This window comes from Streptomyces sp. NPDC044063, assembly GCF_056434285.1.
The window spans coordinates 13,021-31,546 of record NZ_JBWKFM010000028.1 but is presented as its reverse complement, the minus strand read 5'-3'; the positions used below and the strand labels follow the sequence as shown (position 1 = coordinate 31,546).

21 protein-coding genes are annotated in these 18,526 nt (G+C 73.6%); 12 read left to right on the top strand and 9 right to left on the bottom strand.

What is annotated here, in order from left to right:
• Nucleotides 1–57 precede the first annotated feature (57 nt).
• From AC07BS_RS27850 to AC07BS_RS27840, 3 genes are all read right to left on the bottom strand, one after another.
• Nucleotides 58–918, bottom strand: a complete 861-nt coding sequence (locus AC07BS_RS27850; protein ID WP_478643103.1) for an ABC transporter permease — start codon at nt 916–918, stop codon at nt 58–60.
• The gene (locus AC07BS_RS27845) at nt 915–1,895 is read right to left on the bottom strand and encodes an ATP-binding cassette domain-containing protein (protein ID WP_478643106.1); all 981 of its coding nucleotides are present in this window, start codon (nt 1,893–1,895) and stop codon (nt 915–917) included. Before AC07BS_RS27845 ends, AC07BS_RS27850 begins: the two co-directional genes overlap by 4 nt.
• Nucleotides 1,896–2,016: 121 nt before the next feature.
• On the bottom strand, nt 2,017–3,333 hold the full coding sequence (locus AC07BS_RS27840; RefSeq protein ID WP_478934848.1) for a threonine ammonia-lyase: 1,317 nt from the start codon (nt 3,331–3,333) through the stop codon (nt 2,017–2,019).
• Between the two features lie 338 nt (nt 3,334–3,671).
• On the opposite strand from AC07BS_RS27840, the gene AC07BS_RS27835 reads away from it, so the two are divergent.
• From AC07BS_RS27835 to AC07BS_RS27825, 3 genes are read left to right on the top strand one after another with little or no spacing between them, the layout of a single operon-like run.
• Nucleotides 3,672–4,181: a MarR family winged helix-turn-helix transcriptional regulator gene (locus tag AC07BS_RS27835; RefSeq protein WP_478643112.1), complete on the top strand. Its 510-nt coding sequence runs from the start codon at nt 3,672–3,674 to the stop codon at nt 4,179–4,181.
• 31 nt (nt 4,182–4,212) lie between these two features.
• Complete coding sequence (locus AC07BS_RS27830) at nt 4,213–4,680, top strand: sigma factor-like helix-turn-helix DNA-binding protein (protein ID WP_478934847.1); 468 nt, start codon at nt 4,213–4,215, stop codon at nt 4,678–4,680.
• On the top strand, nt 4,677–4,931 hold the full coding sequence (locus AC07BS_RS27825) for a hypothetical protein (RefSeq protein WP_478934846.1): 255 nt from the start codon (nt 4,677–4,679) through the stop codon (nt 4,929–4,931). Before AC07BS_RS27830 ends, AC07BS_RS27825 begins: the two co-directional genes overlap by 4 nt.
• A gap of 51 nt (nt 4,932–4,982) precedes the next feature.
• On the opposite strand, the gene AC07BS_RS27820 is transcribed toward AC07BS_RS27825, so the two are convergent.
• Complete coding sequence (locus tag AC07BS_RS27820) at nt 4,983–6,128, bottom strand: cystathionine gamma-synthase (protein WP_478643118.1); 1,146 nt, start codon at nt 6,126–6,128, stop codon at nt 4,983–4,985.
• A gap of 148 nt (nt 6,129–6,276) precedes the next feature.
• On the opposite strand from AC07BS_RS27820, the gene AC07BS_RS27815 reads away from it, so the two are divergent.
• From AC07BS_RS27815 to AC07BS_RS27800, 4 genes are all read left to right on the top strand, one after another.
• Complete coding sequence (locus AC07BS_RS27815) at nt 6,277–7,368, top strand: hypothetical protein (protein ID WP_478643120.1); 1,092 nt, start codon at nt 6,277–6,279, stop codon at nt 7,366–7,368.
• Nucleotides 7,369–7,435: 67 nt separating this feature from the next.
• On the top strand, nt 7,436–8,095 hold the full coding sequence (gene msrA / locus AC07BS_RS27810) for a peptide-methionine (S)-S-oxide reductase MsrA (RefSeq protein WP_478643254.1): 660 nt from the start codon (nt 7,436–7,438) through the stop codon (nt 8,093–8,095).
• A 103-nt stretch (nt 8,096–8,198) separates the two neighbouring features.
• Nucleotides 8,199–8,552, top strand: coding sequence for a DUF6247 family protein (locus tag AC07BS_RS27805; RefSeq protein WP_478643256.1), 354 nt, complete (start codon nt 8,199–8,201; stop codon nt 8,550–8,552).
• Nucleotides 8,549–8,821 carry a hypothetical protein gene (locus AC07BS_RS27800; RefSeq protein WP_478934845.1) on the top strand — a complete coding sequence of 91 codons (273 nt, stop codon included), beginning with the start codon at nt 8,549–8,551 and terminating at the stop codon, nt 8,819–8,821. Before AC07BS_RS27805 ends, AC07BS_RS27800 begins: the two co-directional genes overlap by 4 nt.
• A 30-nt stretch (nt 8,822–8,851) precedes the next feature.
• Here the strand turns inward: AC07BS_RS27800 and AC07BS_RS27795 are convergent, their stop codons facing one another.
• Nucleotides 8,852–9,184, bottom strand: coding sequence for a hypothetical protein (locus AC07BS_RS27795; RefSeq protein ID WP_478643124.1), 333 nt, complete (start codon nt 9,182–9,184; stop codon nt 8,852–8,854).
• Nucleotides 9,185–9,239: 55 nt separating this feature from the next.
• Between AC07BS_RS27795 and AC07BS_RS27790 the strand changes: the two genes are divergently transcribed.
• From AC07BS_RS27790 to AC07BS_RS27780, 3 genes are read left to right on the top strand one after another with little or no spacing between them, the layout of a single operon-like run.
• A complete protein-coding gene (locus AC07BS_RS27790) occupies nt 9,240–9,902 on the top strand; it encodes a hypothetical protein (protein ID WP_478934844.1) in 663 nt (220 codons plus the stop codon).
• On the top strand, nt 9,899–11,218 hold the full coding sequence (locus AC07BS_RS27785; RefSeq protein ID WP_478934843.1) for a nucleotidyl transferase AbiEii/AbiGii toxin family protein: 1,320 nt from the start codon (nt 9,899–9,901) through the stop codon (nt 11,216–11,218). The genes AC07BS_RS27790 and AC07BS_RS27785 overlap by 4 nt, the downstream gene beginning before the upstream one ends.
• A 38-nt stretch (nt 11,219–11,256) precedes the next feature.
• The gene (locus tag AC07BS_RS27780) at nt 11,257–11,679 is read left to right on the top strand and encodes an acyl-CoA thioesterase (protein ID WP_478643129.1); all 423 of its coding nucleotides are present in this window, start codon (nt 11,257–11,259) and stop codon (nt 11,677–11,679) included.
• A 20-nt stretch (nt 11,680–11,699) separates the two neighbouring features.
• Here the strand turns inward: AC07BS_RS27780 and AC07BS_RS27775 are convergent, their stop codons facing one another.
• Entirely contained in the window at nt 11,700–12,422 is a 723-nt protein-coding gene (locus tag AC07BS_RS27775) for a DUF4232 domain-containing protein (protein ID WP_478934842.1), read from the bottom strand.
• 205 nt (nt 12,423–12,627) lie between these two features.
• Here AC07BS_RS27775 and AC07BS_RS27770 point away from each other — a divergent pair, with 205 nt between their 5' ends.
• The gene (locus AC07BS_RS27770; protein WP_478934841.1) at nt 12,628–14,085 is read left to right on the top strand and encodes a helix-turn-helix domain-containing protein; all 1,458 of its coding nucleotides are present in this window, start codon (nt 12,628–12,630) and stop codon (nt 14,083–14,085) included.
• A gap of 42 nt (nt 14,086–14,127) precedes the next feature.
• Here AC07BS_RS27770 and AC07BS_RS27765 read toward each other — a convergent pair whose 3' ends face one another.
• Nucleotides 14,128–14,691, bottom strand: a complete 564-nt coding sequence (locus tag AC07BS_RS27765) for a class I SAM-dependent methyltransferase (protein ID WP_478934840.1) — start codon at nt 14,689–14,691, stop codon at nt 14,128–14,130.
• A gap of 56 nt (nt 14,692–14,747) precedes the next feature.
• Here AC07BS_RS27765 and AC07BS_RS27760 point away from each other — a divergent pair, with 56 nt between their 5' ends.
• On the top strand, nt 14,748–15,626 hold the full coding sequence (locus AC07BS_RS27760) for a helix-turn-helix domain-containing protein (RefSeq protein WP_478934839.1): 879 nt from the start codon (nt 14,748–14,750) through the stop codon (nt 15,624–15,626).
• Here AC07BS_RS27760 and AC07BS_RS27755 read toward each other — a convergent pair.
• Nucleotides 15,544–16,764: a DUF2786 domain-containing protein gene (locus tag AC07BS_RS27755; RefSeq protein WP_478643142.1), complete on the bottom strand. Its 1,221-nt coding sequence runs from the start codon at nt 16,762–16,764 to the stop codon at nt 15,544–15,546. The two genes, AC07BS_RS27760 and AC07BS_RS27755, sit on opposite strands and share 83 nt — an antisense overlap.
• A 337-nt stretch (nt 16,765–17,101) precedes the next feature.
• Nucleotides 17,102–18,376, bottom strand: coding sequence for a L,D-transpeptidase (locus tag AC07BS_RS27750; RefSeq protein WP_478643144.1), 1,275 nt, complete (start codon nt 18,374–18,376; stop codon nt 17,102–17,104).
• Between the last annotated feature and the right edge of the window lie 150 nt (nt 18,377–18,526).

Sequence of the window (18,526 nt, the reverse complement as noted above, 5' to 3'; positions counted from 1 at the left end):
CCTACGGGGCCGGCTCCACGCGATCGGTCCCGCGCGATCGGTCCCGCGCGGCCCGCCCTACGCGGTCGCCGAGCGGTACTTGCGGACCGACAGGGCCCGGAAGGCCGTGATGATCAGCAGGGACCAGATCAGCGACGCCCACACCGGGTGCTGCATCGGCCAGGCCCCCGGCACCGGATAGCCGGGCGGCAGGTTGCCGAACAGCTCACGGGCCGCCTGGACGGTGGCGCTGAACGGGTTCCACTCCGCGATCACGCGCAGCACGGTGGGCATGTTGTCCGCCGGGACGAACGCGTTCGAGATGAAGGTCAGCGGGAAGAGCCAGATCAGGCCGCCCGACGTGGCCGCCTCCGGGGTGCGCACCGACAGCCCGATCAGCGCGCCGATCCAGGAGAAGGCGTAGCCGAGCAGGAGCAGCAGGGCGAAGCCGGCCAGGGCCTTGGGCACGCCCTCGTGGATGCGCCAGCCGACGATCACGGCGACGATCGCGAGGACGACGAGCGTGAGGGCGGTCTGCACCAGGTCGGCGAGGGTGCGCCCGGTGAGCACGGCCCCGCGCGCCATGGGCAGCGAGCGGAAGCGGTCGATGAGGCCCTTGTGCATGTCGTCCGCGATGCCGGCCCCCGCGCCGGCGGTCGCGAAGGTGACCGTCTGCGCGAAGATGCCCGCCATGAGGAACTCGCGGTACGCGGCCGGGTCCGTGTTGCCGCCGACGGAGATCGAGCCGCCGAAGACGTAGCTGAACAGCACCACGAACATGATCGGCTGGACCAGCCCGAAGATGACCACCTCGGGTATGCGGATCATACGGATGAGGTTGCGCTGGGCGACCACGAGGGAGTCGCGTACGGACTGGACGGCTCCGCCGCGCCCGCGGGGCACCGGGCGCCGGGCGAGGGTGTCGCCGGCCGCGGTCATGGCGTCGCCCCTTCCTGCTCGGGGCCTTCGTCGCCGGTCTCGGCGACATGGCCGGTGAGGGATATGAAGACGTCGTCGAGGGTGGGGCGGCGGAGCGCGATGTCGTCGATCTCGACCCCCCGGGCGTCGAGTTCGCGGATCACCTCGGCGAGCAGCTTGGCGCCGCCGGAGACGGGGACGATGACCTTGCGGGTGTGCTCCTCGACGGTGAACTCGCCCTTGCCGTAGGGGCGCACGATCTCGACGGCGAGCGGGACGTGCGCGCGGTCGTGCACCACGAGCTCGACGCGTTCGCCGCCGGTGCGCGCCTTGAGCTGGTCGGACGTACCACGGGCGATGACCTTGCCGTGGTCGATCACGCAGATGTCGTGGGCGAGGTGGTCGGCCTCCTCCAGATACTGCGTGGTGAGCAGCAGGGTGGTGCCGCCGGCGACCAGTTCCTGGATGACCTCCCACAGCGCCTGGCGGTTGCGCGGGTCCAGGCCCGTGGTGGGCTCGTCCATGAACATCACGGGCGGGCTGACCACGAGCGCCGCGGCGAGGTCGAGGCGGCGGCGCATGCCGCCGGAGTAGGTCTTGGCGGGGCGGTCGGCGGCGTCGGCGAGGTTGAAACGTTCCAGCAGCTCACCGGCCCGCTCCTTCGCCTCGCGCGCGTTCATCTGGTAGAGCCGGCCGACCATCCGGAGGTTCTCACGGCCCGTCAGATATTCGTCGACGGCGGCGAACTGGCCGGAGAGGCCGATGGCGTGCCGGACCTCGTTGGGCTTCCGCAGCACGTCGATCCCGGCCACGACGGCCCTGCCGCTGTCGGGACGGATGAGGGTGGTGAGCACGCGCACCGCGGTGGTCTTGCCCGCGCCGTTGGGGCCCAGCAGTCCTAGGACGGTTCCTTCAGGGACGTCGAGGTCGACGCCGTCCAGAGCCGTGACGTCGCCGAAGGTCTTGACCAGGCCTTCGGCGTAAATCGCGCCTGGCATGGATGTTCTCCCCGTTTCGGGTGACGTAATAGACGATTTTACGTTCGCGAGCCGTGTTCCGCCCCGTGAATGATTCCCACCGGATAAGAACGCCCCCCGCACCTCTTTCTGTCACGGGATATCAGGACAGCACCGGATATCCCGCCGCACGCAGCGCCTTCCGTACCGCCGCGCTGTGCTCGGGCCCCGCGGTCTCCAGGTGCACCTCGACCTCCGCCTCGGTCAGCCCGATCCGCGGACCGGTACGGACGTGGCCGATGTCGACGACGTTGGCCCGGGCCCGGGACAGCACCTCCAGCAGGCCGGCCAGCGCGCCCGGACGGTCCGTCAGCCGCAGCCGGAGCGAGAGGTAACGGCCCGCCGCCGCCATGCCGTGGCGCAGCACCCGTTGCAGCACCAGCGCGTCGACGTTGCCACCGGACAGGACGGCCACCACCGGCCGTTCGCCCGCCCGTCGGCCCTCCCGCGCGGCGTCCCCCACGTCGGCCCCCGCGGCGTCCCCCGCGTCGTCGCGTCCGTCGTCCGCGGCCGTCCCGGCCCCCCGGCCCCGGAACGCCGCCGGGTCGGCCAGCAGCGCGGCCACCGCGCTCGCCCCCGCCGGCTCCACCACCAGCTTCGCCCGCTCCAGGCACAGCAGCAGCGCGGCGGCCAGCTCGTCCTCCGACACCGTGCGCACCTCGTCGACGAGTTCCCCGACGATCCGGAACGGCAGGTCGCCCGGGCGCCCGACGCGGATGCCGTCGGCCATCGTGGCGGGCGCCTCCAGGGTGACCGGGCGGCCGGCGGCCAGCGACGGCGGGTACGCGGCCGCGCCCGCCGCCTGCACTCCCACGACGCGCACGTCCGGCCGGAGCGCCTTGACGGCCACCGCGATCCCGGCGATCAGCCCGCCCCCGCCGACGCCCGCCACGACCGTGCCCACCTCCGGGCACTGCTCCACGATCTCCAGGCCCACCGTGCCCTGTCCGGCGACGATGTCGGGGTGGTCGAAGGGGTGGACGAGGACCGCGCCGGTCCGCCGCGCGTGCTCCCGCGCGGCCTCCAGCGTCTCGTCCAGGTCCTGCCCGCGCAGCCGCACGTCGGCGCCGTAGTCGCGGGTGGCCGCGACCTTCGGCAACTGGGCGCCCTCCGGCATGAAGACCGTGGCCCGTACGCCCAGCAGGGTCGCGGCGAGCGCCACGCCCTGTCCGTGGTTGCCGGTGCTCGCCGCGACGACGCCGGCCGCCCGCTCGGCGGGGCTCAGGCCGGCGATCCGCACATAGGCGCCGCGGATCTTGAAGGAGCCGGTGCGCTGGAGGTTCTCGCACTTGAGCCGGACCGGCGTGCCCACCAGCCGGGACAGGTGGCGGCTGGGTTCCAGGGCGGTCCGCTGCGCCACCCCCGACAGCGTCCGCCGTGCGCGCCGGACGTCGTCCAGGGACACCGGTGGTGCGGCCATGGGGTCAGTATCGCGCCGCCGCCGGGAGCCCGCGCGCACTCCCCGGAAGCGGGCGCGAAGACCCGGAAGCGCCCCCCGGGATCACCGGCCGCGCACCGGTGCGGAGCCGGAACGGACCACGTCGGTCCCCGGCGCGGGACGGGCGCGGCACAGGCCCGGCACAGGCCCGGCGGGGGCGCGGCACCGGCGCGGCCCCGAACCGGAACCGGCCCCGGATACCGGCATACCGACCGGTTTGCCGAGCACTGGTACGAACGGGCGCCGGGCCGCGTACTCTGTCCCCCATTCTCAGCAGTTCCCAGCCCTTTCCCTGCCGTCGCACGAAGTGAGTCCCAGCCATGCCCACCCCTCAGGACATGACGACCGACCTCGCCCCCGGCGTCCTCGACGCCCTCCAGCACCAGGTTGCCGTCTTCGCCCGCCGCGCCGAACAGACCCGGCTCGGCGGCGTCGGCCGGGTCCACAACTCCATGGACCGCGCCGCCTACCTGCTGCTCAACCGCCTCGACCAGGAGGGCCCGATGGGCGTCAAGGCCCTCGCCGCCGGCATGGGCATCGACTCCTCGACCGTCACCCGCCAGGTGGCCCCGCTGGTGGACACCGGCCTGGTCAAGCGCACCTCGCACCCCGAGGACGGCCGCGCCGTCGTCCTCCAGCTCTCCCCGCGCGGCAAGGCCCGCCTGGAGGAGGTCCGCGCCTCGCGGCGCGAGCTGATGGCCCTGGTCACCCAGGGCTGGGCGGAGGACGAGCGGGAGATCTTCTGCAACCTCCTCACCCGCTTCAACGCCGCCCTCTCCGACATCCACTTCACCCAGGCCCCGCAGGTGCCGCCGGCCTCGGCCTCTTGACCGGATCGCGCCCCTGCCCTGTGCTGGAGGGGTGCGAGAACGCCGGGCCGCCCGGGAGCGCCGCCGCGCCCGGGAGTTCGAGGCCTTCGTCGGGGGCGCCGGCGGCCGGCTGTTGCACGCCGCCCGGCTGCTGACCGGTGAGACGGTCACCGCCGAGCGCCTGCTGACCGCGGCCCTGGCCCGTACGTACGCCGCGTGGGACACCCTCGCCGGCGACGACCCGTACGACCGCGCCCGCCAGGAGCTCGCCCGGCACTACGCCCGCGCCGCCCGCCACCGGCGCCCCGCCGCGGCCGGACCGCTGGGCGCCTTCCCGCCGCGCGAACGCCTCGTGCTCGTACTACGGCTGTACGAGGACGTCCCCGAGGAACAGACCGCGGCCCGGCTGGACGTGTCCGTGCGGTACGTACGGGCCGTCTGCGCGCGGGCGGCGGCCATGGGCCCCGCGGCCCGGCATGAACCGTCGTGGGCCCTCGTCGAGGGTCGTGATCCGTCATGAGCCGCCAGGACCGGGCGGAGGAGCGGCTCCGCGCCCTGCTGCTGGCCGGTCCGTACGCGCGGGTCCCCGCGGGACTGGCCACGGAGGCCGCCGCGCGGGGGCGGCGGCTGCTGCGGCGGCGCAGGGCGCTGCGGGCCGCCGGATGGACGCTGCTCGTGGCGGCGGTGCTGGCCTTCTGTGTGTGGGCCGCCGTCGCGGAGCCGTGGGCGGCCCGGCCGGCGGAGCACACCCCGCCGGTGCGGGACTGGTGAGCGGGAGCCCGGCGGACGCCGGGCGAAACGATCCCGCGGGCCCGGAAACGCTCAGCCCAGCGCCTGCGTCAGGTCGGCCACCAGGTCGTCCGCGGACTCGATGCCCACCGAGGCGCGCACCAGGTCGGCCGGGACCTCCAGCAGGGAGCCGGCGACCGAGGCGTGCGTCATGCGGCCCGGGTGCTCGATGAGCGACTCGACGCCGCCCAGCGACTCGCCCAGCGTGAACAGCTTGGCACGGTTGCAGACCTCGACGGCCGCCTCCTCACCGCCCGCGACGCGGAAGGACACCATGCCGCCGAAGGCGCGCATCTGCTTGGCGGCCACCTCGTGCAGCGGGTGCTCGGGCAGGCCCGGGTAGTAGACCTGGGTCACCTTGGGGTGCGCGACGAGCATCTCCACCACGCGCTGGGCGTTGGCCGTGTGCCGGTCCATCCGCACGGCGAGGGTCTTGATGCCGCGCAGCGTCAGCCAGGAGTCGAAGGGGCCGGCGACGGCGCCCATCGCGTTCTGGTGGTAGGCCAGCTCCTCGCCCAGACCGGCGTCGGAGGTGATCAGGGCGCCGCCGACGACGTCGGAGTGGCCGCCCATGTACTTGGTGGTGGAGTGGACGACGACGTCCGCGCCCAGCGCCAGCGGCTGCTGGAGGTAGGGGCTGGCGAAGGTGTTGTCCACGACCAGCTTGGCGCCCGCCTCGTGGGCCACGCCCGCGACGGCGGCGATGTCGGTGATGCCGAGCAGCGGGTTCGACGGGGTCTCGACCCAGACGACCTTGGTCTGCGGGCGGATGGCGGCACGCACCGCGGCCGGGTCGGAGGTGTCGGCGACCGACCACTCGACGCCCCAGCGGCTCACGACCTTCGCGAAGAGGCGGAACGTGCCGCCGTAGGCGTCGTTCGGGATGACCACGTGGTCGCCGGGCGCGAGCAGCGTGCGCAGCAGGCAGTCCTCGGCCGCCAGGCCGGAGGCGAAGGCGAGGCCCCGCACGCCGCCCTCCAGGGCCGCGAGGTTCTCCTCCAGGGCCGTGCGCGTGGGGTTGGCGCTGCGGCTGTACTCGTAACCGCCGCGCAGCCCGCCGACGCCGTCCTGCTTGTAGGTGGACACTTGGTAGATGGGCGGCACGACGGCCCCGGTCAGCGGGTCCGCCTCCTGCCCGGCGTGAATGGCGAGGGTCTCGAAGCTGTGCTGGTCGCTCATTCACCCGAGAGTAGCCCCCGTTCCCCTGAACGCTCCTGTTCACTTGTAACGTGCGGATGAACGATCCGCCGTTCCGCGGCGTTGTATCCGTGTATCCGTGCCGGCGTCCACGTGCCGGCCCTCGTCCTCCCAGCTTCAGGACCGTGTCATGGAGTTCCTCGTCATCCTGCTCGTCGTCGTACTGCTGTGCGGCCTCCTGGCGCCCGCGCTGCGCCGTCGCCGGGAGGCGCGGGCCGCCGCGGCGGCCGGCGCCGGCCCCGCCGTGGACCCGCTGCACGGGCACGGATTCGCCCCGCCCGGGCAGTTGGACATCCGTCTGCCGGGGCCCGACCCGGACCTGCTGGCGGCCGTCGACGAGGCCCGCCGCACCCAGGACTGGAAGCCCGCCGCCGACCTGCTGCGGCGCACCGACGCCGCGACCGCGTCGGAGCGGCGCTGGCAGCGGGTGCAGACCCTGGCCGGTGCCGCCGTCCACGAGCTGGCGGAGACCCCCGGCACGGGCGGCATGTGGCTGCGCCACTGGCGGGTGGTGGCGCCCGAGGACGCGGGCGGCGCGATGGTGCAGGCCGAGTTCCTCGTCCAGCAGGCGCTGCGCGACCCGTCCTCGCAGGACTACCGGATGATCCTGGAGGAGGCCCGCACGGTCTGCGCCGAGGCGGCGCGGCTGGCCCCGGACGACGTGGTGCCGGCGATCATCGGCCTGGGCGTGGCCCGCGGGCTGGGCGCGAGCGAGGCGGAGTTCCAGTCCGCCTGGGAGGCCGTCGTCTCCCGGGCCCCCGGGCACATGGGCGCGCACCTGGCCGCCCTGCGCTACTGGAGCGCGAAGTGGCACGGCTCCCGGGAGCGGGCCGAGGCCTTCGCCCGGCAGGCGGCGGCCGGCGCGCCGCAGGGCAGCCTGCTGCCGGCGCTCCCGCTCTTCGCGGTCCACGACCACCTGCCGGACGTGCAGCTGGTGCGCGGGCTGTTCCAGGGCACGGTGATCGGCGACGCGATCGAGGGCGCGCGGTACGCGGTGGCGCACGCCCCCGAGGACCACCCGGTGCTGCCGCACGTCCGTCACCTGCTGGCCTGGTTCCTGGTGCGCGCCGAGCGGTACGGGGAGGCTCTGGAGGAGTTCCGCAGGACGGACGGCCACATCGGGGCGATCCCGTGGACGTACGAGGCGGACCCGGTGGCGGCGTACACCTCGTACCGTGCCGTGGCCGTCGCGGGCTGGGAGTCGGGCCGGAATTCCGGCTGAGCCCCGTCCGTTGCAGGAGGTGACGCCAGCCGTCGCGTCCCCGTCCGGCCACCCGTTGGAGACCGCCATGCTGTTCGGCCGCCGCCCGTCCGCGCTGCCCACCCCCGACGAGGCCCTGCCGGGCCGCCCGGAGCCGGGCTTCCCGCTCCAGGACCGGCACACCGTCCTGGGCACGCCGCTGGCCGGCCCCTACCCCGAGGGCCTGGAGACGGCCGACTTCGCCCTGGGCTGCTTCTGGGGCGCGGAGCGGAAGTTCTGGCAGGCCGAGGGGGTCTGGACCACGCTCGTCGGCTACCAGGGCGGGCACACCCCGCACCCCACGTACGAGGAGGTCTGCAGCGGCCTCACCGGCCACACGGAGGTCGTCCGCGTGGTCTTCGACCCGTCGGTGACCTCCTACGCCGCCCTGCTCAAGCTCTTCTGGGAGTCCCACGACCCCACCCAGGGCCACCGCCAGGGCAACGACCACGGCACCCAGTACCGCTCGGCGGTCTACACCCACTCCCCGGCCCAGCAGACCGAGGCCGAGGCCTCCCGCGACGCCTACGCCCCCGTCCTCCGCGCGGCGGGCCACGGCCCGATCACCACGGAAATCCTCCCGGCGGGGCCGTTCCAGTACGCGGAGACGTATCACCAGCAATATCTCGCCAAGAACCCGGCGGGCTACTGCGGGATCGGGGGGACGGGCGTGAGCTGCCCGATCGGGGTGGCGCGGGCCGAGGGCTGACGTCACGGGGTTCGCTCTTCCCTCACTCGTTCGAGCGGAGGAAACGCGCTCACGGCCGATACGCTGAGCCGCGGCGATCAGAATCACGCCCATGGGAGCAGCCATGACCACCTCCGCCGCCGGGCAGCCGCTCATCCCCCAGCCGCCGGCCACGGTCGCCGCGCTGCGGCAGGCCCTCAGTCAGATCGCCCCTGCCGCGCTACCGGCCTTCACCAGGGAACTGGACCAGGCGGCCGACCAGTCCCGGCAGGGCTCCGATCTGGCGCCGCTCCAGCGGTTCATCGCCCAGTGGGCCGTCTATGTCCACATCCAGCGCCTGCCCGACCTGGCAGCGGACCTGCGCCGATGGGAAGACATCGCCGAGTCGGGCGACGCCGCCCAGGCACGGCGGGCCGCCTCCGAGATCGGGCGGATCCTGGACGAGGCCCACGCGGCCATGGGTCTGTCGGCCCGGTGAGCCCGGACTGGCGATGGGAGTACGCCCCGGATGAGGATCACATGGCGGGCGACATCCCCGTTCACGTGGTGGCGGAGGTGGAACGCCTGGCCGGTCAGCTCGTCGAGCTCGCCGGCACGGGCGTCGATCTCAGCGACGTCGGCAACGGCCCACGACCGGGTGGTCTGCGCCGCATGGACGCCGTCGGCGGCTGGTTCTCCTTCCTGGTGGCTCCAAGGGATCCACTGATCATCATTGTCCGTATCGTGCCCCCGTTCGACGCGCTGTAGCCATCTCCACGTCGAGGCCCCTGGCGGGTGTCAGGGAGCCGGCCGGCGGCGGTCCGTCGTCAGGGCCGTGCAGGCCAGCGCCGCCACGGCGCCCGCTGCCAGGAAGCCGCCCGTCGAGCGCCAGGACAGGACGGACCACTTCGACTGGGCGGACAGCAGGGAACCGGTGCTCAGCCAGGAGCCGGCCGAGACGGCCGAGAGGGCGGAGCCGATCGAGCCGACCGACAGGACGCTGCCGACCGAGCCGACGGACAGCACCGAACCGACCGAGCCGATGGAGAGCACCGAGCCCGTCGAGCCGATCGAGAGTATGGAGTCCCGCGACCACAGGGACAGGGACGAGTCCGCGGCATGCTTCGACATGAGGCGATCGTAGGCCGCGAAGGAGGGGCGACGGGTCGCCTGACATCATCGGCCGGTGACACCCAGCACCAGCGGCATCGACTTCCGCGGCGACTTCGAGGCCCATATCACCGTCCGCGCGGACACGACGGACGACGTGGACCGGCTGGCGGCGTACGCGGCCGCCGCCGGGCTGAAGTTCACCCACATCGTCCTGGAGCGCGGGCGGACGCCCGGGCAGCCGATGGTGACGTTGCGGGCGTCCGGGGGGCTGGAGGAGGTACGGGGGACGGTCGAGGAGGCCGGGCGCGGGCTGCGCGCTGCCGGGTTCGCGGTACTGCGGACGAAGATCGAGGCGACCCCCTGGGCCGACGGGGTACCGGCCGGCGACGAGGAGGCCGTGGCGCTCGGCCCCCGCTTCTACTTCGAGCACCACGTCAAGCTGCTGCTGTCGCCCGGCGCGGACACCGCCGCGCTCGCCGCCGTCGCCGACCGCCGCGCCGCGCACCTGTCGCGCAACGCCCGCCGGACGCGGCCGGACGGCCGGGCCGAGCGGTTCGTGACACAGCGCTGCCGCCCGGTCGGCGACCGCGCGGCGCGGGCCCGCCTGGAGGAGCTGGTGGCGGCCCTGCGGCCGCACTGCGACGAGATCGTGTCCGTGGAGCGGGAGTTCGTCGTCCACGACAGCGACGAGTCGCTCGACGCCGGCTGGATAGATGAGGAAGGCGCGGGGGCATGACGGCGACGCCGTGGGAGCGGTTCGGGAACGGGCCCTGGGACGACGACCTGGTCGTCCCGCAGTCACCGCCGGACGAGGAGACGCGCGCGGGCCAGGACCTGCCGCGCACGCTGCGGCCGGTGGCCGGGGACGGCGTGCGGCAGAGTCCCGCGTACGACCCGGCGGCCAACCACCACCGGATGGGCATGCGGTTGAGCGAGCCGCACTTCGCCGACGCGCGCCGGGGCGCCGCCTGGTACGCGGCCCGGCGCGCCGCCCTGGACCTCGCGCTGGCGGCGGTGGCCGCGTCCGAGTGGGCCGGGCATCTGGTGCTGCGCGGCAGCATGCTGCTCGCCACCTGGTACGGGGAGATGGCCCGCGAGCCCGGTGACCTGGACTTCGTGGTCGTGCCCGCCGACTGGCGGCTGGACGATGCCCGCACCGACGCGATGCTCGACGGCATCGCCCGCGCCGCCGAGGAGCGGACGGCGGGCGGACCGGTCCGGTTCGACGCCGCCTGCGCGGTGAGCGACGAGATCTGGACGTACGACCGCGTGCCGGGCCGCCGCCTCGTACTGCCCTGGTCCGCGGCGGACGACGGCATACCGGCGGGCACGGTCCAACTCGACTTCGTCTTCGACGAGAAGCCGCCCGACCCCGCCGAGCCGGCCGGCGGCACGGCCCTCATGACGGCGAGCCGCGGGGTGTCGCTCGCGTGGAAGCTCCTGTGGCTGGTGACGGACCGCCATCCGGAGGCCAAGGACCTCTACGACGCGGTGCTGCTGGCCGAGGACCCGGAGACACGGCTCTCCCACGACCTGCTGAGCCGCGTGCTGCTCGGCGGGGGCGGGCCCTGCGACCTCGGCTGGATCCTCTCCCAGGCGGCCGAGTCCGACTGGGACGAGTACCGCAAGGACCACCCCCTGTTCCGCGAGACCCGCACCGGCTGCCTGGCCCGCCTGGCCGTCGCGCTCGCCCCCGTCTTCGACCCGGACGGGCCCGGGACGTACGCGCGGCTGGCGACGGCCTTCGCGGACACGACCGCGCTGCTGCGCGACGCGTACGCGGCGGGCGGACTGGAGGGGGTCGAGGCGTGGTTCACCCGCCACCGGGTGCCCACGGCGGAGGCGCTGGTGGCCGTGCGCGAGCTCCTCGGCCCGGCGGAGCACAGCCTGCGTGACGCCGCGGACGTGCTCCTCTCGTTCCGCGACCGGCGGCACGGCCGCGACGAATCCCTGTACGAGAACGGCTGGACCGGTGCGCCGTACGAGGTGGCCGCGCATGTGGAGGCCGCGGAGGCCGCGGAGGCCGCGGAGGCGGAACCGCCCAGGATCTGATGGGAATGCGCCGGACCCGCCCCATGGTTGGAGCGGCCATGAGCGAACCCTTCAACGTCACCATCACCGTGCGCGGCTACGAGACCGACTCGCAGGGCCACCTGAACACCAGCGTCTACATGCAGTACGCCGAACACGCCCGCTGGGCGATCCTGGAGGCGGCCGGTGTCCGGCAGAGCGCCCTGCTGGAGAAGGGGGTGGGCCCGGTGAACCTGGAGACGAACCTGCGGTTCCACCGGGAGCTGCGGGCGGGTGACGAGGTGCGGGTCAGCTGCGCGTTCGCGTGGAGCGGTGGGAAGACGTTCCGCGTCGAGCAGCTGCTCACGACGCCGGACGGGACGACGGCCGCCGAGGTCACCAGCGTGGGCGGGCTGATGGACCTGCGGGAGCGCCGGCTGGTGGCCGACCCGACGTCGTACTTCCAGGCGCTGGCCGCCGACCTGCGCGTACTCGGTCTCTGACGGCCACACGTACGCCGTGATCAGGACAGGGCGTCCTCGACCGTGGTCACCCAGTAGGTGACGCGCAGCGAGTTGTCGATGTGCACGCCCTTGCCCTGGAGGGCGACGTCGGTCATCTTGTCGCTGCCCTCGAAGCCGATCTCCAGGCTCCGGGCCGTGTAGCCCTTGCCGCCCCGGCCGTCACCGGCGGACAGGATCACGCCCGCGTAGCCCTTCGTGCCGGGCCGCAGCGAGGTGACCGCTTGCGGCTTGGTCTGCTCCATGACCGGCGGGACGGACTGGGCGCCCTCGAACTTGACGACGGGGTAGCCCGGCAGGTCGCACAGCTCGGAGCCGGTGTTGGTGATCGTGAGCAGCATGTGGTTGAGCGGGCGGGAGACGGGGGTGGCCACGACCTTGGTGTTGTCGGCGGTGCAGGGCACGCGGTTCGCCGGCGCGTCCGGGTCGGCGTGGGCGGCCGGCGCCGACGCGTGGCCCCCTCCCTTGCCGGTTCCCGAACCGTTCGTCCCCTTCGCGGTGGGGGCCTTGGCGGTGGCCGACCCGCCGGGCGTGGTGGCCGGCTTGTCCCGGGCCGGCGACTGGGCGGGCTGTGCGGGCTGGGCGGACTGGGCGGACTGGGCGGACTGCGAGGCGGCACCCTCCTCGCGGAGTCCCTCTCCCTTGTCGCACGCCGTCAGGGCGAGCGCGGCGATCGCGAGGGAGGCGATGGCGAGCGGACGGGGCCGGCGGACGGAGGCGCGCATGGCGGATCTCTTTCTTCACGGGCGGGCAGCGGAGCGCCGCTCGACCGGATCCGGGAGCGGCGTGCTTGGATGACGAAAGCTTGTGCGACGCCGTGTCCTGGGCACCAGCTTCGCTGGCCGATCAGGGACGCTGGAACGTTGACACCGGCTCTGACCTGGGGGAATGGGTGTCCTCTGGAACGAGGACATGGGACGGAGGAGTGGCGTGGGGGCGAGCGATCTCGCGCAGTCGCTGCGATCGCTGAAGGAGCGGTCCGGCCTGAGTTACGGAGTGCTGGCCAAGCGGCTGCACGTCAGTACGTCGACCTTGCACCGGTACTGCAACGGGTCGACCGTGCCGACGGAGTTCGCTCCGGTCGAGCGGTTGGCGCGCCTGTGCAAGGCCACGCCGGAAGAGCTGATCCAGGTTCACCGGCAGTGGATCCTCGCGGACGCGGAGCGGGACCGGGACCGGGGGCGTAAGTCGCGGGCGGACGGAGCGTCAGCCGCGGCCGCCCAGCCGGAACCCACGGCTCCGGCAGCGGAGGAGGCGACGACGGCCCCGGTCCTGGTACCCGACGTGGCGGCCGCCCCTCCCGCTCCCGCCGGCACGCGGCCGGACGGGACGACGCCCCCGGCGTCGTCTCCCCCGGCGTCGTCTTCCCCGGCGTCGTCTTCCCCGGCGTCGTCTTCCCCGGTCTCGTCTCCCCCGGTTTCGTCGAACGGCCGCCCACGGCGGGAGCGGCGGTCCCGGAAGGCCCTGCTGGCCGCCCTGGCCGTCACCTTGGTGATGGCCTCCACCGCGCTCGCCGTCGGCCTCACCGGCGGTGGCGACGACGACAAGAGGACCCGGCGCCCCGGAGCCTCCTCCTCCAAGGGCGCCGCGCTGACCGGGCCCGGCAAACCCGGGACGGGCCCGGGCGCCACGCCGTCCTCCTCCCCGGAGGAGAAGGAGGAGAAGGAGGGCGGCGAGCCCACCGCCTCCGCCGGGCCGGACGGCACCGTGTCCCCGTCCCCTCCCTCCGCCGGCAAGCAGGACGGCGACGACAAGGGCAGCGACGACAAGGGCGGCGACGACCGGGCCGACGCTCCGCTGACCGTCCACACCCGGCCCTACGCCTACGAGAGCCCCTGCTCCCAGAGCTACCTGGTCAACCGGGGCCCCGACCAGATGCCGAAACCTCCCATCGAGCAGGACGCGCCCGCCTGGGTGTCCGAGCTGGGAGCCGTCAGCGCCGACAACCAGTTCGTCAAGGTCACCCTGCAGGGGGCCGGCACGGACACGGTCGTGCTCGAAGAACTGCACGTCCGGGTGGACAGCACGAACGCGCCGCTCGCCTGGAACACCTACGCCACGGGCGTCGGCTGCGGCGGTGACGTGGCGACGCGGTCCTTCGGCGTCGACCTCGACGCCGGGTCGCCCGCCCTCACCCCGATCGCCGGCCAGCGCGCCTTCCCGTACAAGGTCAGCCGTACCGACCCCGAGGTCTTCTACGTCAAGGCCGACGCCAAGCAGCACGATGTGCGATGGCATCTGGAAGTGCAGTGGTCGAGCGGCAACCGGCGCGGAGTGTTCAGGATCGACGACCAGGGCAGGCCCTTCCGCACCAGCGGTTCCGCGGGCAGGCCGTCGTACCAGCAGCCGCCGGGGGACACCCGGTGGTCACCCGCCCCCCGGGGCTGAGCTGCTGACCGTCACCAACACCGGCTCCGAGCCCTGCACCGCCTAGGCGGTGGCCCGGAAGCGGAAGCTTCCCTCTCCTCGCTCCACCTCCACCTCCGCGAACCCCGCGGCGCGCAGCCGGTCGCCCAGCGTCTCCGGCGGGACCGGCACACAGGTGTCCCCCAGGTGCACCAGCCGGAAGCGCCGGGCGTCCAGCGCGTCGCAGCCGGTGAAGAGGCCGCCCGGCCGCAGCACCCGCCGGGCCTCCGCGAAGAGGAGGTCCTGCCGCCACCGCGACGGTACGTGGTGGAGCATCGTGAAACAGGCGACGGAGTCGAAGCGGGCGTCCGGCCACGGCAGATCGGTGGCGTCGCCGTGGACGACCTCCACGCGGTCGCCGAACTCGCGGCGCAGCCCCGCCGCCGAGGCCCCGTCGATCTCGATCACGCTCAGCTCGCGCACCCGCCGTAGGAGGACGCGGGTGGTGGCCCCGTAACCGGGGCCGATCTCCAGCGTCTCGGGGCCGAGGGTCACGCCCTCCAGGGCCCACGGCAGCAGTTCGTCCTCGACCGCCCGGGCCCACCTCATGGAGCTGCACAGGCGACGGTGTATCAGGTTCATCGGCATGACACCGAGGCTAGGAACCGGGCACACATGTCGTATACGGGCCAGGGAGACAGACGATGTCGCGAAACGGACAGCACCAGGGGCGGCGGGACGGGCGGCAGGACGGGCAGGTCGTCGCGCCGGAGGGTGGTGCCGTCGCCGTCGTCAGCTTCGCCCTCCACGGCGACGAGTGGTTCGGCGAGCACCACCACGGCGCCCACCAGCTCGCCTGGGCGCCCCATGGCGTCCTGGCCGTGCGCGCCGACGGCCGTACGTGGGTGCTGCCGTCGAGCGTGGCGCTGTGGATCCCGGCCGGGGTGCCGCACGCCACCGGGGCCAGGCGGGCCTCGCTGCTGCGCAGCCTGTACTTCTGGCCCGACCGCTGTCCGCCGCCCTGGGGCGCCGCGCCCTGGGACACCCCGCAGGTCGTGCCGGTGTCGGGTCTGCTGCGCGAGCTGATCGGTCACCTCGCGCAGGACGGTCTCCCCGCCGAGGCCCGCGAGCGCGCGGAGGGCGTGGTGCTCGACCAGCTCCGGCCGATGCCCGTGACGACCGTACGGGCCCCGCTGCCGGACGATCCCCGGGCCCGGCGCGTGGCCGAGGCCCTGCGCGCGGACCCGGCGGACGACCGGACCCTCGCGCAGTGGGGCGCGCAGGTGGGCGCGAGCGCCCGTACGCTGGCGCGCGCCTTCACGGACGGGACCGGCATGTCGTACGGGCAGTGGCGCACCCAGCTGCGGCTGGAGGCGGCGATGCCGCTGCTGGCGGCGGGGGCCACGGTGTCCGCGGTGGCCCGCCGGGTGGGCTACGGCTCGCCCAGCGCGTTCGTGGCGGCGTTCCGGCGGGGCGTCGGGGTGTCGCCGGGCGCGTACTTCACGAGCCCTTCCGACGGGAGAGGCGCGCCGCGTCGGCGGCCCGCCGGCCCTGTTCCCAGCCCTCGGCGTCCCGGCCCCTGAGCCGGTGCGAGGTGGTCTCGGGGAACAGCCGCCCGGCGGTCTCGCCGACGGCCACGTCGCGGGCGGCCAGGACGGGCAGCACCTCGGGACGCGCCTCCTCGGCGGCGACCTCGCGCACCGCCGCCGACAGCCGGTCGGCGATGCGGCCGGCGTAGGCGATGAGGAAGGACTCGCGGAAGTCGCGGGTGCGGCGGGAGCGGCCGCGGGCGTGGTGCTCGTCGGCGGCGCGCCGCATGGCGGCCGTGGCCTGGACCAGCAGCGAGGTGTAGAGGAGTTCGACCAGCTCCAGGTCGGCGTCGAAGCCGACGACGGTGGAGAAGCCGTACTCGTCCGACCACACGGCCTGGCAGTGGTTGGCCGCGGCCACCGCGTCGAGGAGCAGCGCCTTGGCGGACTCGTACGGGCCGTCGACGCCGATCCGGCAGGCGCCCGGGCCCTCGGAGGAGGTGCCGCCGCCCTCGGCGGCGAGCAGCGCCTCGTCGATCGAGTGCCGCGCCATGAGCTCCTGGGCCTTCGCGGAGAGGGCCTCGGCCTCCTCGGGGAACTGGGTGGACTCGGCCTTCGCCAGCAGGGCCCGGACGCGCCCGAGCATCCGCGGCGGGACGGCGGCCGCCGCGGTGGCGGATATGTGCGCGGTGCCCGGCAGCGAGCCCAGCACGCCGATCCGGGGCAGCGCGTCGACCAGGCGCAGCGCGCCGAGCGCGCAGGCGGCCGTCTCGAACCGGCTCAGCCGCTCGCGCCGCGCGAAGCCCTCCAGGAACGAGTCGTCGCCCTCCCACCACTCGTCCGCGCCGAGCTCCCGCAGCTGGGCGGCCCAGCGGGCGCCGAGCGTCTCGGGCGCATAGCGGCGCGCCTCGGCGGCGATGACGTCGACCGTGAACCGCGTGCCGGAATCGTCCAGTTCGCGGCGTACGAGCCGGACGACGTCGGCCGGCTGCCAGCCGTACTCCCAGCACCGCCGGAGGATGCCCGAACCGACCCGCAGCACGGCGGCGGAGACCGCCTCCCACCCGGCCGGGGCCGCGGCGAGGCCGGACGCGGCGGCGTAGACGGCGTCCTCGAGCGCGTCCCCGCGCACCGCCCGCAGACCACGCAGGGCGGCGGAGACGGTTTCCAGGGGCGGCTCGTTGCTCTGCACGGTGGCGGGCTCTCTTCCATGAGGGGAGGGGAAGACTCCATTTTCCCGCACCCCCTGGAGCGGCACCTCACCGCCGTCCGGCGGATAGCGTGACCTACACCCGCCCCCACCGGAGGTCACCGTGAGTGCGCGGCCGGACGGCCCCTACGGCCCGTTGAGCAGAGCTTCGCCCCGCTGCGCGCCTTCGTCCACTCGTGGGCGACCCCCAGCGCGCCGCCCGGTTGCGTCATGGCCGCCGCCGGGTCACGGCCGGACTTCCCACGGGAGTGGGAAAGGCCCCCTCGACGTCACCCGTCGAAGGGGCCTTCTCACCCGCGGCCGGGCCGCGAGGTGCGGGTCAGGAGCCGGTGGCGCTGCCCGCGACCCACTTCGCCCAGTCCATGTTCCAGCCGTTGAGGCCGTTGTCCGGGGAGATGGTCTTGTCGTCGGAGTTCTTCACCTCGACGACGTCACCGAGCAGCGAGTTGGTGTAGAACCACGAACCCGGGGTGTTCGGGTCGTTGGCGCCCTGCTTGTCCTCCAGGCCCACGCAGCCGTGGCTGGTGTTGGAGACGCCGAAGACGCCGCTGCCCCAGTAGTTGCCGTGGATGAAGGTGCCGGACGTGGACAGCCGCATGGCGTGCGGCACGTCCTTGATGTCGTACTCGCCCTTGCCGTCCTTCTTGGTGAAGCCGACGGTGGAGCCGTCCATCCGGGTCTCCACGAACTTCTCGGAGATCACCATCTTGCCGTTGTACGTCGGGCTCGTCGGGCTGCCCGCGGAGATCGGGATGGTCTTGATGGTCTTGCCGTCGCGCACGACCGTCATCTGGTGGGTCTTGGCGTCGACGGTGGCGACCTGGACCCGGCCGACCGTGAACTTGATCGTCTTCTTCTGGACGCCCTTGAGGCCCGGGGCGCCCTCGACGCCGTCCAGGTCCATCTTCAGGGTGACCTGGGAGCCGGCCTTCCAGTACTCCTGCGGGCGGAAGTCCAGGCGCTGGTCGTTGAACCAGTGACCGACGACCTGCTGGCCGCTGCTGGAGGTGACCGCCAGGTGGGACTGGACGGCCTTGCGGTCCTTGATCGGCTTGTCGAAGTTGATCGAGACCGGCATGCCGGCGCCGACGGTCGAGCCGTCCTCCGGGGTGAAGGAGCCGATGAAGCTGTTGTCGGGCGAGACGGTGGAGAAGGCCGAGTTCTCGGTGGCCTTGCGACCCTTGTCGTCCGTGGCCTCCGCGGAGACCTTGTACTTCGTCGAACGCTCGAGCTGCTTGTTCGGCTTCCAGCTCTTCTTGTCCGAAGATATTGAACCCTCGACGGGGGTGCCCTTGTCCGTCGTCATCTTGACGCTGGTGAGCGTGCCGTCACTGACCGTGACGCCGACCGCGTCGGCGGAGATCCCGGCGTTGGTGGTACCGCCCTTGGGTGTGATCTTGATCTGCGCCTTGGAGGCGTCCTTGGCCGCCGCGGCGTCGACCTGACCCTGCGACTTGCCCTTGCCGTCGCCGCCGCCGCTCTTGGCGTCGTCGTCGCCACCGCAGGCGGCCAGAGTCAGTACCCCACCGAGCACAGCGGCCGCGGCCACGAGGCCCTTGCGGCGCTTGCCGTACGTCATCACACGCATCTCCATCGTTCCTGGACCCCGGAATCCCCCGAGCCGATCGTGGGGCTCGTAGGGCTACACGTATCCCGGCTACTACTTAGGGAACGCCTGCGCCCTCCGGTCCGTTCCACGCCCCGGGCGATTGTGGGGAAGACCACGCCAGTAAATCCCCTCCGG